At 70.1% G+C, this 14534-nt stretch carries 15 protein-coding genes and 1 tRNA gene; 2 read left to right on the forward strand and 14 right to left on the reverse strand.

What is annotated here, in order from left to right; genetic code table 11:
• Window positions 1-189 precede the first annotated feature (189 nt).
• Together AOK17_RS24125 and AOK17_RS24130 are read right to left on the reverse strand one after the other, a co-directional pair.
• The gene (locus AOK17_RS24125; protein WP_055614634.1) at window positions 190-402 is read right to left on the reverse strand and encodes a hypothetical protein; all 213 of its coding nucleotides are present in this window, start codon (window positions 400-402) and stop codon (window positions 190-192) included.
• A 215-nt stretch (window positions 403-617) separates the two neighbouring features.
• Window positions 618-699, reverse strand: a tRNA-Tyr gene (locus AOK17_RS24130).
• Window positions 700-901: 202 nt separating this feature from the next.
• On the opposite strand from AOK17_RS24130, the gene AOK17_RS24135 reads away from it, so the two are divergent.
• On the forward strand, window positions 902-1390 hold the full coding sequence (locus AOK17_RS24135; RefSeq protein WP_055614648.1) for a YajQ family cyclic di-GMP-binding protein: 489 nt from the start codon (window positions 902-904) through the stop codon (window positions 1388-1390).
• Between the two features lie 100 nt (window positions 1391-1490).
• Here AOK17_RS24135 and AOK17_RS24140 read toward each other — a convergent pair whose 3' ends face one another.
• Window positions 1491-1757 carry a GlsB/YeaQ/YmgE family stress response membrane protein gene (locus AOK17_RS24140; RefSeq protein WP_055614635.1) on the reverse strand — a complete coding sequence of 89 codons (267 nt, stop codon included), beginning with the start codon at window positions 1755-1757 and terminating at the stop codon, window positions 1491-1493.
• A 190-nt stretch (window positions 1758-1947) separates the two neighbouring features.
• Here AOK17_RS24140 and AOK17_RS24145 point away from each other — a divergent pair, with 190 nt between their 5' ends.
• On the forward strand, window positions 1948-3243 hold the full coding sequence (locus AOK17_RS24145) for an APC family permease (protein ID WP_055614636.1): 1296 nt from the start codon (window positions 1948-1950) through the stop codon (window positions 3241-3243).
• Window positions 3244-3390: 147 nt separating this feature from the next.
• On the opposite strand, the gene AOK17_RS24150 is transcribed toward AOK17_RS24145, so the two are convergent.
• The 11 genes from AOK17_RS24150 to AOK17_RS24200 form a co-directional block, all read right to left on the reverse strand.
• On the reverse strand, window positions 3391-3957 hold the full coding sequence (locus AOK17_RS24150) for an SMI1/KNR4 family protein (RefSeq protein WP_055614637.1): 567 nt from the start codon (window positions 3955-3957) through the stop codon (window positions 3391-3393).
• Between the two features lie 51 nt (window positions 3958-4008).
• Complete coding sequence (locus tag AOK17_RS24155) at window positions 4009-5148, reverse strand: barstar family protein (protein WP_055614638.1); 1140 nt, start codon at window positions 5146-5148, stop codon at window positions 4009-4011.
• A gap of 13 nt (window positions 5149-5161) precedes the next feature.
• Window positions 5162-5560: a YccF domain-containing protein gene (locus AOK17_RS24160; RefSeq protein ID WP_055614639.1), complete on the reverse strand. Its 399-nt coding sequence runs from the start codon at window positions 5558-5560 to the stop codon at window positions 5162-5164.
• Window positions 5557-6420, reverse strand: coding sequence for a zinc metalloprotease HtpX (gene htpX / locus AOK17_RS24165; protein ID WP_055614640.1), 864 nt, complete (start codon window positions 6418-6420; stop codon window positions 5557-5559). The genes AOK17_RS24160 and htpX overlap by 4 nt, the downstream gene beginning before the upstream one ends.
• A gap of 242 nt (window positions 6421-6662) precedes the next feature.
• On the reverse strand, window positions 6663-8174 hold the full coding sequence (locus AOK17_RS24170) for an NADH-quinone oxidoreductase subunit N (RefSeq protein ID WP_055614641.1): 1512 nt from the start codon (window positions 8172-8174) through the stop codon (window positions 6663-6665).
• Window positions 8171-9745: a complex I subunit 4 family protein gene (locus AOK17_RS24175; RefSeq protein ID WP_055614642.1), complete on the reverse strand. Its 1575-nt coding sequence runs from the start codon at window positions 9743-9745 to the stop codon at window positions 8171-8173. Before AOK17_RS24175 ends, AOK17_RS24170 begins: the two co-directional genes overlap by 4 nt.
• A gap of 6 nt (window positions 9746-9751) precedes the next feature.
• Window positions 9752-11746 (reverse strand): NADH-quinone oxidoreductase subunit 5 family protein, encoded by a 1995-nt coding sequence (locus AOK17_RS24180; RefSeq protein ID WP_055614643.1) that lies wholly within the window; start codon window positions 11744-11746, stop codon window positions 9752-9754.
• Entirely contained in the window at window positions 11743-12135 is a 393-nt protein-coding gene (nuoK, locus tag AOK17_RS24185; protein ID WP_055614644.1) for an NADH-quinone oxidoreductase subunit NuoK, read from the reverse strand. The genes AOK17_RS24180 and nuoK overlap by 4 nt, the downstream gene beginning before the upstream one ends.
• Window positions 12135-12854 (reverse strand): NADH-quinone oxidoreductase subunit J family protein, encoded by a 720-nt coding sequence (locus tag AOK17_RS24190; protein ID WP_055614645.1) that lies wholly within the window; start codon window positions 12852-12854, stop codon window positions 12135-12137. Before AOK17_RS24190 ends, nuoK begins: the two co-directional genes overlap by 1 nt.
• Window positions 12851-13516: a NuoI/complex I 23 kDa subunit family protein gene (locus tag AOK17_RS24195; RefSeq protein WP_055614646.1), complete on the reverse strand. Its 666-nt coding sequence runs from the start codon at window positions 13514-13516 to the stop codon at window positions 12851-12853. The genes AOK17_RS24190 and AOK17_RS24195 overlap by 4 nt, the downstream gene beginning before the upstream one ends.
• Before the next feature lie 2 nt (window positions 13517-13518).
• Window positions 13519-14484: a complex I subunit 1/NuoH family protein gene (locus tag AOK17_RS24200; protein ID WP_055614647.1), complete on the reverse strand. Its 966-nt coding sequence runs from the start codon at window positions 14482-14484 to the stop codon at window positions 13519-13521.
• Between the last annotated feature and the right edge of the window lie 50 nt (window positions 14485-14534).

Genomic DNA, 14534 nt, shown 5'->3' on the forward strand with positions numbered 1-14534 from the left:
ACGGGCGAGCACTGGGCGGAGGAGCCGGTCGAGCACGTGTACGCCTTCGGGGCGGACGGGCTGGTGAGCCGGAGGGACGTGCGCCGGCCTTGAACCGCCGGGCAGGGCGAGGAGCGGGAATCAGGGGCCAGCGGGGCGGTGTGGGGCAGGCGGGGTCGGCAGGGGCCAGGCAGCGCGCAGCCGCGGGGGTCAGAAGAGCGGCAGCTGGCCGGGGAACTCCGCGACGACGTACCCGTCCAGCGCCGGCTGTGCAGCGCCCAGCTCCGCCTGCCTGCGCGACCCGGGACACGACACGAGCTCCCCACTCCCCCGCGCTCCCGGCGGGTCGTGCCGGGCGAACCGCCCCGCGACAACGGCGATCTCGCGACGGCACTCGGGGCAGTTCCTGCGACGTGAGGACATGAACTCAGGGTACGAAGGAAGCGGCGGAAGGCCGGTGAGGCCCCGGCCAGGGAGTCGGCCACCACGCTGCTCGCGACAGGGCCGACGGCCCCGCGACAGGGACAGCGCCCAAGGCCCGCGCTCGCCCCTGAGGGCGCACCACCCCAGACACCCCAAACACGCAAAAACCCCCTCAGAACTGCGAGAACGCAGTTCTGAGGGGGTTTCTCTCAGCGTGGCGGCGCCAGGATTCGAACCTGGGAAGGCTGAGCCGGCAGATTTACAGTCTGCTCCCTTTGGCCGCTCGGGCACACCGCCGGGGTCGCTGCCGTTCGAACCGCTATTCGGCGGCGCTCCGTGGCAACGACGTAAACGATACCCGATGCTCGGGGGTGCTTCGCCACTCGATTGATCGGCCCCAGGAGGGGAGCGGGTGGCTAGGCTTATGCGGATGCGGCCCGGGACCGACGCGGTGCTCGACGGCCGCCACTACGCACCCCGATACAAGGAGCCACAGGACATGGCCGACTCCAGTTTCGACATCGTCTCGAAGGTCGAGCGGCAGGAGGTCGACAACGCCCTCAACCAGGCCGGCAAGGAGATCTCGCAGCGCTACGACTTCAAGAACGTCGGCGCCTCCATCTCCTGGTCCGGCGAGAAGATCCTTATGGAGGCCAACTCGGAGGAGCGGGTCAAGGCCGTCCTCGACGTCTTCCAGTCCAAGCTGGTCAAGCGGGGCATCTCGCTCAAGGCACTGGACGCCGGTGAGCCCCAGCTCTCCGGCAAGGAGTACAAGATCTTCGCCTCGATCGAGGAAGGCATCTCCCAGGAGAACGCGAAAAAGGTGGCGAAGATCATTCGCGATGAGGGCCCGAAGGGCGTCAAGGCGCAGGTGCAGGGCGAAGAGCTGCGCGTCAGCTCGAAGAGCCGTGACGACCTGCAGGCCGTACAGGCGCTGCTGAAGGGCCAGGACTTCGACTTCGCGTTGCAGTTCGTCAACTACCGGTGACCGCGTGCTCGTTGCGCGTACGTAAGACGGCACGAGGAAGGGTGGGCACCGGCGGTGCCCACCCTTCTCGCCTGCTGGCCGCGGTCTCAGGGGCGCCCGCTCAGTTGCGCGAGTTGCCGAACAGCAGGCGATAGGCGATCAGCAGGACGAGCGAGCCGCCGATCGCGGCGGCCCAGGTGGTGCCGTCGTAGAAGTCCTTGGTGACCGGGTGGTCCAGCCAACGGGCCGATATCCAGCCGCCGATGAACGCGCCCGCGACGCCTATCAGCGTCGTGCCGATGAAGCCGCCGGGATCACGGCCCGGCAGCAGGAATTTGGCGATGGCTCCGGCCAACAGCCCCAGGATGATCCAGCTGATGATGCCCATGCCGTGAACCTGCCTCTCCGTGCTGTGCCTGTGCTGTGATCTTTCTCCGGCCAGGCTTTGTTCATGCCGCTCTCGTGCTGCCGATCGCGCGCTTGTTTGCCTGCTTGTTCGTTTGCTTGTTCGTTTGCTGTTGCTGAAGAGGACGTCGGCGCGGCGGTGACCGGTTGCACTGATCAGTAGGGTGCGACCCATGGCACAGTCCGATTCCGGCCGAACCGGTTCCGCCCGGCCCGGAGCGCCGCAGCACGCGGCCGAGCTGAAGCGAACGCTCGGCGTCGGCGACGCCGTTGTCATCGGCCTCGGCTCGATGGTCGGTGCGGGAATCTTCGCCGCGCTGGGGCCCGCGGCACGGGCCGCCGGATCCGGGCTCCTCCTCGGCCTGGGCATCGCCGCCGTCGTCGCCTACTGCAACGCGACCGCGTCTGCGCGCCTCGCCGCCCGCTATCCCGCGTCGGGCGGGACGTACGTGTACGGGCGGGAGCGGCTCGGGGAGTTCTGGGGGTATCTGGCGGGCTGGTCGTTCGTCGTCGGCAAGACCTCCTCGTGTGCGGCGATGGCGCTCACCGTGGGCGCGTACGTCTGGCCGGAGCAGGCGCACGCCGTGGCCGTCGGGGCCGTGGTGGTGCTGACCGCGGTGAACTACGGCGGTGTCCAGAAGTCCGCGTGGCTGACGCGGGCGATCGTGGCAGTGGTCCTCGGAGTCCTCGCTTCCGTGGTCGTCGTGTCTCTCACCTCCGCGAGCTCCGACGCCGGGCGGCTGGACGTGGGGGTCTCCGGAGGTGTGGGCGGGGTGCTTCAAGCTGCCGGCCTGTTGTTCTTCGCCTTCGCCGGGTACGCGCGGATCGCGACGCTGGGCGAGGAGGTACGGGATCCGGCGCGCACCATTCCGCGCGCGATCCCGCTCGCGCTCGGCCTCGCGCTGGTGGTGTACGCGGCTGTCGCGGTGGCTGTCCTCTCCGTGCTGGGGTCGGGCGGGCTCGGGCAGGCGACGGCGCCACTGGCCGACGCGGTCCGTGCCGCGGGCGTGCCGGAACTCGTCCCGGTCGTACGGGTGGGCGCCGCCGTGGCAGCGCTCGGCTCCCTTCTCGCGCTGATCCTGGGGGTGTCACGGACCACGCTGGCGATGGCCCGCGACCGGCATCTCCCGGGCGCGCTGGCCGTCGTGCATCCGCGCTTCCAGGTGCCTCATCGGGCGGAGTTGGCCGTCGGAGCGGTGGTCGTCGCGGTGGCCGCGACCGTGGATGTGCGGGGTGCTATCGGCTTCTCCTCCTTCGGGGTACTCGTGTACTACGCGATCGCCAACGCTGCGGCCTGGACGTTGAGTTCGACGGTCGTGTCTCGGGTTGCGCCAGTGGTGGGGCTGGCGGGGTGTGTGACCTTGGCTTTCGCGTTGCCGTGGGTGTCGGTGGTTGTGGGCGTGGGCGTGCTGGGGTTGGGAGCGGGCGTGTATGGGGTGAGGAGACGGCTGTCTCGTGTTGAGCGCTGAGCACGCAGAGCTGCGTACGAAGGGCTTCGCGCAGAGGGCGTGTGTAGGAGGTGCGGGTCGCGGGGGCTGGTCGCGGCCCGCAGCGGAGCCGCGAATGTCACAGCCCCGCGCTCCTGAAGGGCCGCCCGAAGGCCGAGACTCCTGGCACTACGAAGGCCGTGCCGCCCCCGTGCGTATGCGGAAGTCGACCCACGGCTCCAGATCCGCGCCGTCGTGGGACTCGTCGTACCAGCCCGTGCCGTCGAGCCAGGTGTGGAGCCAGGCCGTGAGGGTGGGGGCGTCCACGTACCAGGCGTGGTCGGCCTCGTCCGCGTTGGGCTCGAAGAGGAGGACGGTGGCCTCGGGCGTGCGGCAGTCCACGCAGGCGTACATGCCGCAGCCCCAGTGGGATATCGGCAGGACGCCCTCGGGCCAGGGCCATTCGGGGTCCTTGCGGCCGCTCTCGCGATGGGAGAGGTACTGCGCGACGACGGCGGGCTCGCCGGACGGCGGGCTGTCGAGCAGGGGAAGCAGACCGTACTCCGGGCCGAATCCTCCGTCGCCTATCCGCAGATAGAGGGCGGCGAGCAGCGGCGGGACGGTGAAGCCCAGGGTGGACTCCGCGCGGGCCAGCGTCGCCGCGTCCACGGGCTCGGGGAGCGAAGGCCAGCCCCACGGCCGTGAGTTGCGCGCCTCGGCGGAGACACTTGCCAGCAACTGCTCGATCTCGGTCATGCATTCATGATGCAGGCCGCCACTGACATTCGGGCAGCCTGTGGATAACCCTCATTCGAGACGGACGGCGATGCCCTTCTCCTCAAAGAATTCAAGGAGTTCCTCGAACGTCCAGGGCCGCTGACCTGTGCGTGGGACGAGGCCGAGGCAGGTACGGGCCACCTTCGCGTCGTGCCAGACGAGAGTGAACGGCCTCCGGGCTCCCCAGCGACCTCGGAGGCAGTCCGCGAGCGCGTCCAGTCCCCAGCCGAAATAGCCTCCGGGCCCGTTCACCGCCTCGCCGAGCGCGCAGAAGAAGCCCGGCAGGTCGGTGATGCGGCGGCCGTCGAGGTGAAACGTGCCGCCGGCTTCCGCGTCGGGCCTGTCCGGCTCGTGGTGGTCCAACGCCATGCTCAGCCAGTGGCGGCGCCCCTCCACGCCGCACCGGGCCCAGAGACCGGGCTCGGTGGGTCGGCCGCCGTCCCACAGCTCCCAGACCTCCTCGGCCGCGGTCGGGGGCCGTTCCGACCAGGGTTCGAGCGTGAGGTCCACCAGGCCGCGGCCTCGCGCGGACGGGATCCATGCCACGAGTTCGCCCTCGACGGCGGACTGGACGGTGCGGCCGGACTCGTCGAGGCGTATCAGCCTGGCGTGTCCGAGGTCCTCCTCCCCCGCGTCCAGGGCCGCCTGGAGCGCTCCGCGCGGGGCGCAGCCGAGCACCCGCACGGACGGTTCGGCGAGATCCGGCTGCCCGTCCAGGACATGTGCCAGGTCCCGGCAGCCACCCCATGGTTCGCTCTGTGCACCGAGCAGCCGGTAGCCCGGGGAGAGCGGCGGGCACTGGGGATAGTCGTACGGGTTGTCCGGGGACTCGCTCGCCTCGATCGTGATGTCGCGCAGGGACAGGTCACGCACGCACGGACGATCGCCGAGGACGCGTACGTCCTCCAGGGACCACTCCTCGACCTGTGCGCCCTCCTTGTCGAGGATCTCCAGGGTGAGCGCGCCGAGGGGCGCCGAGCCGTCGGCACGCGCGCGCGTGAGGACCTTGCTCAGCTCCCCCTCGGGGGCACAGCCGATCAGTTCGTACGTCCCGCGCGCGGGAGGCTGTGGATCGCCGAAGAGGTTCTCGGCTTCCGCGCACAGGGCCCAGATCTCGTCGGCCTCGTCCTCGGCGCCGTACGCCGCAAGGGCGTACTTCGGCGGCTCCACCTCCGGAGCCGCGCTACCAGCGCGACGACGCGAACGGCTGGTCCGTACGTACGATTTCGCGCCCCAGGGGGAACAGCGAGACCGGGATCAGCTTGAAGTTGGCGATCCCCAGAGGGATGCCGATGATCGTGATGCACTGGAGGAAGCCCGTCACGATGTGGGCGAGGGCGAGCCACCAGCCGGCGAGGATCACCCACAGGATGTTGCCGATGAAGGACGGCGCGCCCGCGTCACGGCGCTCGACCGTCGTCCGGCCGAACGGCCACAGCGCGTAGACGGCGATACGGAAGGCCGCGATGCCGAACGGGATGCCGATGATGGTGATGCACAGCAGCACGCCCGCGAACACGTAGCCGAGGAACAGCCAGAAGCCGCTCAGGACGAGCCAAATGATGTTCAGGATTGTCTTCACTGGTTACGACCTGCCATCTGCTCGAGCCGGGCGATGCGCTCCGCCATCGGCGGATGCGTAGAGAACATCTTGGAGAGTCCCTGGCCCGGACGGAAGGGGTTGGCGATCATCATGTGGCTTGCGGTCTCGATGCGCGGCTCCGGAGGTAGCGGAAGCTGTTTCGTGCCTGCCTCCAGCTTGCTCAGGGCGCTCGCGAGGGCAAGCGGGTCGCCGGTGAGCTGGGCGCCTGACGCGTCCGCCTCGTACTCCCTGGAGCGGCTGATGGCGAGCTGGATGAGGGACGCGGCGAGCGGGCCCAGGATCATGATCAACAGCATGCCGAGGATGCCGGGGCCGTCGTCGTCGTTGGATCGGCCGATCGGGATCAGCCAGGCGAAGTTGACCAGGAACATGATGACGGAGGCCAGGGCGCCCGCGACGGACGAGATCAGGATGTCGCGGTTGTAGACGTGGCTCAGTTCGTGGCCGATGACGCCGCGCAGCTCCCGCTCGTTCAGGATGCGCAGGATGCCCTCGGTGCAGCACACGGCGGCGTTGCGCGGGTTGCGGCCCGTCGCGAACGCGTTCGGCGCCTCCGTCGGGGAGATGTACAGCCGGGGCATGGGCTGGCGGGCCTGTGTGGAGAGCTCGCGGACCATCTTGTACAGAGCCGGGGCCTCGAACTCGCTCACCGGGCGCGCGCGCATCGCGCGTAGAGCCATTTTGTCGCTGTTCCAGTACGCGTACGCGTTCGTGCCGATCGCGACGACGAGTGCGACGACGAGGCCCATACGCCCGAAGAAACTGCCGATGCCGATGATGAGTGCGGACAGTCCCCCGAGGAGTACGGCGGTCCTGAGCCCGTTGTGCCGGCGGTGCACGGTACGCCCTCCAAGTCGTGCGGCAGGGGAACCCTTTGCTTGTCGATCTCTGACGTCACTGGTCCGTGGCTCCACGGTCCAGTGGACCCTCCCGTACTGGTCAACGCCAGGCGGGAAGCACTAGTTCCCTTGTGCGCGCGGCGACGCGCGTGGGCCGTCCGGGTGATGAGAGGGGACATCGCACGCGCGCGTGAGGCTCGAACGCTTCACGCGCGCGTGCGCATGCCTTGGGGCAGCGGCGGTCAGAAGAGGCCGGTGTCGGAGAAGCGCAGGATCAGTTGGGGTGCTCCGGAGAGGGCGATCCCGAGGACGGCCGTCAGGGCGATCGCGGCTGTGAGAGGGGCCGGGACACGGTGGGTCTCGGGCTCGCCCTCCGGGGCGCGGAACAGGAGGGTCGTCCACTGGAGGTAGTAGAAGAGCGCGATCACGACGTTGACGGCCATGACCACGGCGAGCCAGCCGAGGCCCGCGTCGACGGCGGCCGAGAAGACGGTGACCTTCGCGAAGAGGCCGATGATGCCCGGTGGCAGGCCCGCGAGACAGAGCAGGAAGAAGCCCAGGACGAGCGCCGCGAGGGGCCGTGAGGCGTACAGGCCCCGGTAGTCGCTGACGCGGTTCAGCGGCTTCGTACGGGCCACCAGGGCGGCCACCGCGAAGGCGCCGAGGTTCACCGCGGCGTACATCAGGGCGTACGCGACGGTGGAGCCGATGGCCTTCTCGGCGTCCTCGGAGTACGCGGCGGCGGCGATCGGCACCAGGAGGTAGCCGGCCTGGCCGACGGAGGACCAAGCGAGCAGGCGGACCGCGCTGTACGCGCGCGTGGACCGCTGCCTGAGGGCGCCGACGTTGCCGACGGTCATGGTGAGCGCGGCCAGGGCGGCGAGTGCGGGGCCCCAGACGTCCGCGTACGACGGGAGGGCGATCACGGTGACGAGGATCAGCCCGGAGAAGCCGACCGCCTTGCCGACGACCGACAGGTAGGCCGCGACCGGGAGAGGCGCTCCTACGTAGGTGTCGGGTACCCAGAAGTGGAAGGGGACGGCGGCCGTCTTGAAGGCGAAGCCGACCAGGGTGAGGACGACGCCCGCCTCGGCGAGCGTCTGCAACTGGTCGTCGACGTTCTCGATCCTGGTGGCGATCTCCGTGAGGTACAGGGTGCCCGTCGACGCGTAGACGAAGCTGATGCCCATGAGGCTCACGGCGGTCGCGGTGACCGAGGACAGGAAGAACTTCAGGGCCGCTTCGGAGGACTTCCTGTCGCCGTGCTTGATGCCCACGAGGGCGAAGGCTGGCAGGGAGGCGACCTCCAGGGCGACGATCAGGGTCGCGAGGTCGCGGGAGGCGGGCAGCAGGGCGGCGCCCGCGGCGGAGGAGAGCAGCAGGAACCAGAACTCCCCTTCGGGGAGTTCCCTGTCGGCGTCTTTGAGGGCGGTCATCGACAGGAGGGCCGCGAGGAGTGCTCCGCCGAGGACGAGGAACTGGATGACCAGCGTGAACCGGTCCGCGGTGTAGCTGCAGACGTCGGCGTCGCCCGTCAGGCAGAAGGTGGAGCGGTCGCCGTCCAGGAGGGGCAGCAGCATGAGCGCGGAGGCGGCGAGCCCGGCGACGGAGACCCAGCCGAGCAGGGCCTTCCTGTTGTCTCCCACGAACAGGTCGGTGACGAGCACCACGAGTCCGACGACCGCCGCGAGGGTGGGCGGCGCGATCGCGAGCCAGTCGACGGACTGGACCAGGGACTGGGCCTGGGCGCTCATCGGGTGCCTCCTGCGAAGAGCTGCTGCACGGCCGGGTCGGTCAGGCCGAGCAGTGCTTTGGGCCAGAGCCCGGCGATGACGGTCAGGACGACAAGCGGGGTCCAGGCGGCGAACTCGTACGACTGGACGTCGGCGAGCTTCGGCCCCTCCTGCGGGACCGCGCCCATGCAGACGCGGCGGACCACGACGAGCATGTACGCGGCAGTGAGCAGGGTGCCGAACGCGGCGATCGTCATGAAGGTCAGGAACGCGGGGCGGCTGAGGTCGTCGGCGGGGTCGAACGCGCCGAACAGGGCCAGCATCTCGCCCCAGAACCCTGCCAGGCCCGGCAGGCCGAGCGAGGCGACGGCGGCGAAGGCGAGCAGGCCGCCGAGCCGGGGGGCCTTGCCGTAGAGCGCGGCGCCGGTCTGCTGGGCGAGGGTGTCGAGGTCAGTCGTGCCCGTGCGGTCCTTGAGGGCGCCGACCAGGAAGAAGAGCAGGCCGGTGATGAGGCCGTGGGCGATGTTGGCGAACAGCGCGCCGTTCACGCCGGTCGGCGTCATCGACGCGATGCCGAGGAGCACGAAGCCCATGTGACCGACGGAGGAGTACGCGATGAGGCGCTTGAGGTCGCCCTTCGCGCCCTTCTTGGCGAGGGCCAGGCAGGCGAGGGATCCGTAGATGATGCCGACGACCGCGAAGGCGGCGAGGTAGGGCGCGAACGTGCTCATGCCGTCCGGCGTGATGGGCAGCAGGATCCGGACGAATCCATACGTGCCCATCTTCAGCAGGACGCCGGCCAGCAGGACCGAGCCGACGGTCGGGGCGGCGGTGTGCGCGTCCGGCAGCCAGCTGTGGAGCGGCCACATCGGCGTCTTGACCGCGAGCCCGATCCCGATCGCCAGAACGGCGATGACCTGCACCGATGTGGTCAGCGCCGGGTGATTGTCAGTGGCGAGTGCCACCATGTCGAATGTGCCCGCTTTGAGTCCGATCAGGAGCAGGCCCAGCAGCATGACGACGGAACCGAGCAGTGTGTAGAGGATGAACTTCCAGGCGGCGGCCTGCTTTTGTTCACCGCCCCAGCGGGCGATGAGGAAGTACATCGGGATGAGCACCATCTCGAAAGCCAGGAAGAACAGCAGCAGGTCGAGGACGGCGAAGGTCGCGAGGGTGCCGGACTCGAGGACGAGGACGAGCGCCACGAATGCCTTCGGGGACGGGCCCGACGGCATTTTGAAGTAGGAGTACAGCGCGCAGAGGAAGGTCAGCAGCGCGGTCAGTACGAGGAGGGGGAGCGAGATGCCGTCGATGCCGAGGTGGATCCGCACGTCGAGTGCGGGGATCCAGCTGATGTCCGTCGTGGCCTGCATCTTCGACGGATGGTCGTGGTCGAAGCCCAGCGTGAGGACGATCGCGGCGATGAGCACGGCGCCGGTGACGCTCACGCCGTGCCGCAGCACGGCCTGTTCGGGCGACTTCCCCTTCAGCCCGGGCGGAGCCGGCAGGAGAGCCGCGGCGGCGCCGATGAGCGGGCCGACGACGATGAATGCCAGAAGGACCTGCATCACGGATTCACTGATATCGATCACGCCTGCTCACGCTCCCGCGGTGGCGACGAGGAGGGCGGCGACCACCAGGACGACGGTGCCGGCGAGCAGCGCGCTCACATAGGTCTGCAGATTGCCGGTCTGGGCGCGCCGGACGGCCGTACCGAGCCAGCGGGGCAGGGCGCCCGCGCCGCGTACGTAGGTGTCGACGACCTCGCGGTCGAGGAACCGTACGAGCGTGGCGGCGGCCTGGACCGGGCGGACGAACAGCGCCGCGTACACGGCGTCGAGGTGGAAGCCGACGGCCGCGTGGCGGTGCAGCGGGCCGAGCAGGAGGCGGCCGGGGTCCGCCGGGTCGGGCGCGGAGGCCACGTCTCCGTACGCGGGCGCGTGGCTGGCGATGGCCTCGGCCTCGACGAGTCCGGCGTCCCCCTCGGGGTGGGCCGCGACCGCGCCCATCGGTACGCGGGCCGCCATGGCCATGGTGTGCCGCCAGGCGCCGTACGTGATGATGCCGCCGACCAGAGCCACACCCGTGCCGAGTACGGAGGTGGTGAGGGTCGGGGTCAGGTCGCGTCCGTCGAACCAGTCGGGCAGCGGGCCGGTGGCGAGTCCGAAGGCGAGCGAAGGGACGGCGAGCACCCAGAGGACGGCGTTCATGACGATGGGCTGCCTGCCGTGGTCCGGGGCCTCCGGTCCATGGCCGCGGAAGGCGAGGAGCCACAGGCGCATCGCGTACGCGGCGGTGAGCAGGGCCGTGACCAGGCCGGCGACGAGGACGATCCAGCCGACGGCGCCGGGGATGCCCTCGGCGTGGCCGGTGGCGACGTGCTCGGCGGCGCCGAGGACGGCCTCCTTGGTGAAGAAGCCGCTGAAGGGCGGGATCGCGGCGAGCGCGAGGAGCGCCACGGTCATCGTCCAGTAGGCGTCGGGGACGCGGGCGCGGAGGTCCTTCATACGGGACATGGCGGCCAGCGAGTTGGTGCCGGCGGCGTGGATGATCACGCCTGCCCCGAGGAACAGCAGCGCCTTGAAGGCGCCGTGCGAGAGGAGGTGGAAGACGGCGGCACCGCGGTCGCCGACGGCGAGGGCGCCGGTCATGTAGCCGAGCTGGCCGATCGTCGAGTACGCGAGGACGCGCTTGATGTCGTCCTGGGCGAGCGCGGCGAGCGCCGAGCCGGCCATCGTGACGGCGGCCATGACGGCGAGTACGACCAGGGCTGCCGAGGAGGCGGCGAAGACCGGGAGGAGCCGGGCGACGAAGTAGACACCGGCGGCGACCATCGTCGCGGCGTGGATCAGCGCGGAGACGGGGGTGGGGCCCGCCATCGCGTCGGGGAGCCAGGTGTGGAGCGGGAACTGCGCCGACTTGCCCGCCACACCGGCGAGAAGCAGCAGGGCGATCAGGGTCGGGTGGTCGAGTCCGCCGCTCGCGACGTTGCCGAGGATCTTCGTGATGCGGAAGGACCCGGCGTCGGTGGCGAGCGCGAACAGGCCGATCAGGAAGGGGACATCGCCGAGCTTGGTGACCAGGAAGGCCTTGATGGAGGCGGCGCGGGCTTCCGGGGTCTCCCAGTAGTGGCCGACGAGGAAGTACGAGCAGATGCCCATGATCTCCCAGCCGACCAGCAGCACCATCAGGTCGCCGGAGTAGACGACGAGCAGCATCGCGGAGGTGAAGAGGGAGACGAGAGCGGCGTACGAGGGGTAGCGCGGGTCGTTGCGCAGGTAGCCCGTCGAGTAGACCTGCACGCAGGTGGCGACCAGGCCGACCAGCACGGCGACGAGGGCTGCGAAGCCGTCGATGTACAGGGCGAGTTCGATGGGGACCGAGCCGGTGGGGGTGAGCTCGGTGGCGGCGCTCACCGCCTGTTCACCGCCCTGTCGTACGGCGACGACGACGGCGAGTCCGAGGGCCGCGAGCGGGGGCAGGACGGCGAGGGGGCGTACGAAGCCGGGGGCGGTTCGGCCCAGGAGCAGGCCGGCCACGGCGCCCAGGAACGGGAGGAGGGGGACGAGGACGGCGAGGGTGGTCGTGGTCACGCGGTGGCCTCAGCCTTCTCGGCCGGTTCGGGACGGGCGGCGCCGGAGTCGTCGGGCTCGGAGTCGTCGTCGGTCTCGGCGGTGTCGCGGAGCTTGTCGATGTCCGCGGTGCCCCGGTTGCGGTGGACGGCGAGGACGATCGCCAGGCCGATACCGATCTCGGCGGCGGCGATGGCGATGGTGAACAGGGTCAGGGCCTGGCCGGAGTGGAGCGTGTCCTGGGCGGTCTTGCTGAGCCAGACGTCGAAGGCGACGAGGTTCAGGTTGACGGCGTTGAGCATCAGCTCGACGGACATCAGGACCAGGATCGCGTTGCGGCGCGCGAGGACTCCGTACAGGCCCGTGGAGAAGAGGAGGGCGGAGAGCACGGCGGGATAGGCGAGGTGCATCAGCGGGCGCCTTCCTTGTCGCTCCGGGGGGTGTCGTTTCCGGTGCCGCCGTTCCGGGGGCCGTGGTTTCGAGTGCCGCCGTTCCGGGGGCTCGGGGCGCTCGTGGTGGTCGCCGTGTTGGCGGCGTCGGCCGCGTTCGCCTTGGCCTTGCGGGAGAGGACGATCGCGCCGACCAGGGCTGCGAGCAGCAGGACCGAGAGGGCCTCGAAGGGGAGCACCCAGCTCTGGAAGAGGCTCGCGCCGGTGACCTCGGTGGAGCCGGCGGCGGCACCGTCCAGGTCGATCCAGGTCGTCCGGAAGGCGTCGACGACGACCCAGACGAGGGCGGCTGCCGCGGCGATCGCCACGGTCAGGGCGGCCCAGCGGTTGCCGGAGTCGGCGTCCGGGGAGCGGCCGATGGGGGCCCTGGTGAGCATCAGACCGAAGAGGAGGAGGACGACGACGGAACCGACGTAGATGAGGACCTGTACCCAGGCGATGAACTCGGCCGTGAGGAGGAGGTATTCGACGGCGAGACCACCGAGGGCCACCACCAGCCACAGGGCGGCGTGCACCAGCTGCTTCGTGGTGACCGTGACGACCGCGGCGCCGAAGGTGACCAGGCCGACGAGGAGGAAGGCGATCTCGACGCCGGTCGGGGAGAGGAAGCCTTGCGATTCGGAGGCGGCGGAGGTGGTCGTGGCGTGGGCCGCCATGGCGGTGGCTGCGGCGAGGGTCACGATTCACCGCCCTGCGGATCGGTGGGCTTGGTCTGCGGGGCGGAACCGGGCCCAGTCCCGGGCGCGGCTTCTGCTCCGGGTTCGGGCGCGGCACCTGCTCCGGGTTCCGGTGTGGGTTCGGGCTGGGCTGCCGCGGCCAGCTTCTCCGCGGACTTCTCTGCGGATTTGCGGGCGGCGGCGATCTCCTTGGGCTCCTCGGCGCCGGGGTCGAGGGCCGGCGGGGCCGGGACGGTCCACATCCAGTCGCGGAGTTTGTCGCGCTCGTGGGTGAGTTCGTGGATGTCGGTCTCGGCGTACTCGAACTCGGGGGACCAGAAGAGGGCGTCGAAGGGGCAGACCTCGATGCAGATACCGCAGTACATGCAGAGGGCGAAGTCGATGGCGAAGCGGTCGAGGACGTTGCGGCTGCGCTCGCGTCCACCGGGGGCGGCGGGCGGGACCGTCTCCTTGTGGGAGTCGATGTAGATGCACCAGTCCGGGCACTCACGGGCGCACAGCATGCAGACCGTGCAGTTCTCCTCGAAGAGGCCGATGACGCCGCGGGTGCGGGGCGGGAGTTCGGGCTGGGCGTCCGGGTACTGCGCGGTGACGGTCTTCTTCGTCATCGTGCGGAGGGTGACGGCCAGGCCCTTGGCGAGGCCGGAGCCGGGGATGGGGGCCATGGTTACGAGATCACCACCTTCACGACGCCGGTCAGGGCGATCTGGGCGAGGGAGAGGGGGACGAGGAGGGTCCAGGAGAGTTTCTGGAGCTGGTCCTCGCGCAGGCGGGGGTAGGTGACGCGCAGCCAGATGACGACGAAGGCGAGGGCGGCCGTCTTCAGCAGGGTCCAGACCCAGCCGAGGTCGGCGTCCCACGGGCCGTGCCAGCCGCCCAGGAAGAGCACGGTGGTCAGGCCGCAGAGGACGACGATTCCGGCGTACTCGGCGAGGAGGAACAGCGCGAAGCGGAGGCCCGTGTACTCGGTGTACGCGCCGAAGATGATCTCCGAGTCGGCCACCGGCATGTCGAAGGGCGGGCGCTGGAGTTCGGCGAGGCCCGCCACGAAGAAGACGATGGCGCCGACGATCTGCCAGGGCAGCCACCACCACTCGAAGGCGTCGACGATGCCGGGGAGGGAGACCGTGCCCGCCGCCATCGCGACCGAGGCGGCGGTCAGCAGCATCGGGAGTTCGTACGCGAGGAGTTGGGCGGCCGTGCGGAGGCCGCCCAGGAGGGAGAACTTGTTGGCCGAGGCCCAGCCCGCCATGAGCGAGCCGAGGACGCCCACGCCCATCACGGCGAGTACGAAGAAGATGCCCGCGTCGATGACCTCGCCGACCGCGCCCTCGCCCGGGCCGATCGGGATGGCGAGGAGGACGAGGAGGTACGGGAGGAGGGCGACGGCGGGGGCGAGCTGGAAGATACGGCGGTCCGCGCCCGCGGGGACGATGTCTTCCTTCTGCGCGAACTTCACGCCGTCCGCGACGAGTTGGGCCCAGCCGTGGAAGCCGCCCGCGTACATGGGGCCGAGGCGGCCCTGCATGTGGGCCATCACCTTGTGTTCCGTCTGACCGACGATCAGCGGGAAGGTGAGGAACACGACGAAGACGATCAGGAGTCGCAGGGCGACGTCGAGCACGTCGTTCACTGCCGGCCTCCTGGGGGGTTTTCGTCGTCGGTGGGGCTGGGGTTCGGGGT

The sequence above is a fragment of the Streptomyces phaeochromogenes genome, from assembly GCF_001418655.1.
Taxonomy (GTDB): domain Bacteria; phylum Actinomycetota; class Actinomycetes; order Streptomycetales; family Streptomycetaceae; genus Streptomyces; species Streptomyces phaeochromogenes.

Bases quoted from the DNA above. Each gene is read 5' to 3' on its own strand.
- AOK17_RS24125 (WP_055614634.1), bottom strand. From the start codon at position 402: ATGTCCTCACGTCGCAGGAACTGCCCCGAGTGCCGTCGCGAGATCGCC.
- AOK17_RS24135 (WP_055614648.1), top strand. From the start codon at position 902: ATGGCCGACTCCAGTTTCGACATCGTCTCGAAGGTCGAGCGGCAGGAG.
- AOK17_RS24140 (WP_055614635.1), bottom strand. From the start codon at position 1,757: ATGGGCATCATCAGCTGGATCATCCTGGGGCTGTTGGCCGGAGCCATC.
- AOK17_RS24145 (WP_055614636.1), top strand. From the start codon at position 1,948: ATGGCACAGTCCGATTCCGGCCGAACCGGTTCCGCCCGGCCCGGAGCG.
- AOK17_RS24150 (WP_055614637.1), bottom strand. From the start codon at position 3,957: ATGACCGAGATCGAGCAGTTGCTGGCAAGTGTCTCCGCCGAGGCGCGC.
- AOK17_RS24170 (WP_055614641.1), bottom strand. From the start codon at position 8,174: ATGAGCGCCCAGGCCCAGTCCCTGGTCCAGTCCGTCGACTGGCTCGCG.
- nuoK (WP_055614644.1), bottom strand. From the start codon at position 12,135: ATGCACCTCGCCTATCCCGCCGTGCTCTCCGCCCTCCTCTTCTCCACG.
- AOK17_RS24195 (WP_055614646.1), bottom strand. From the start codon at position 13,516: ATGGCCCCCATCCCCGGCTCCGGCCTCGCCAAGGGCCTGGCCGTCACC.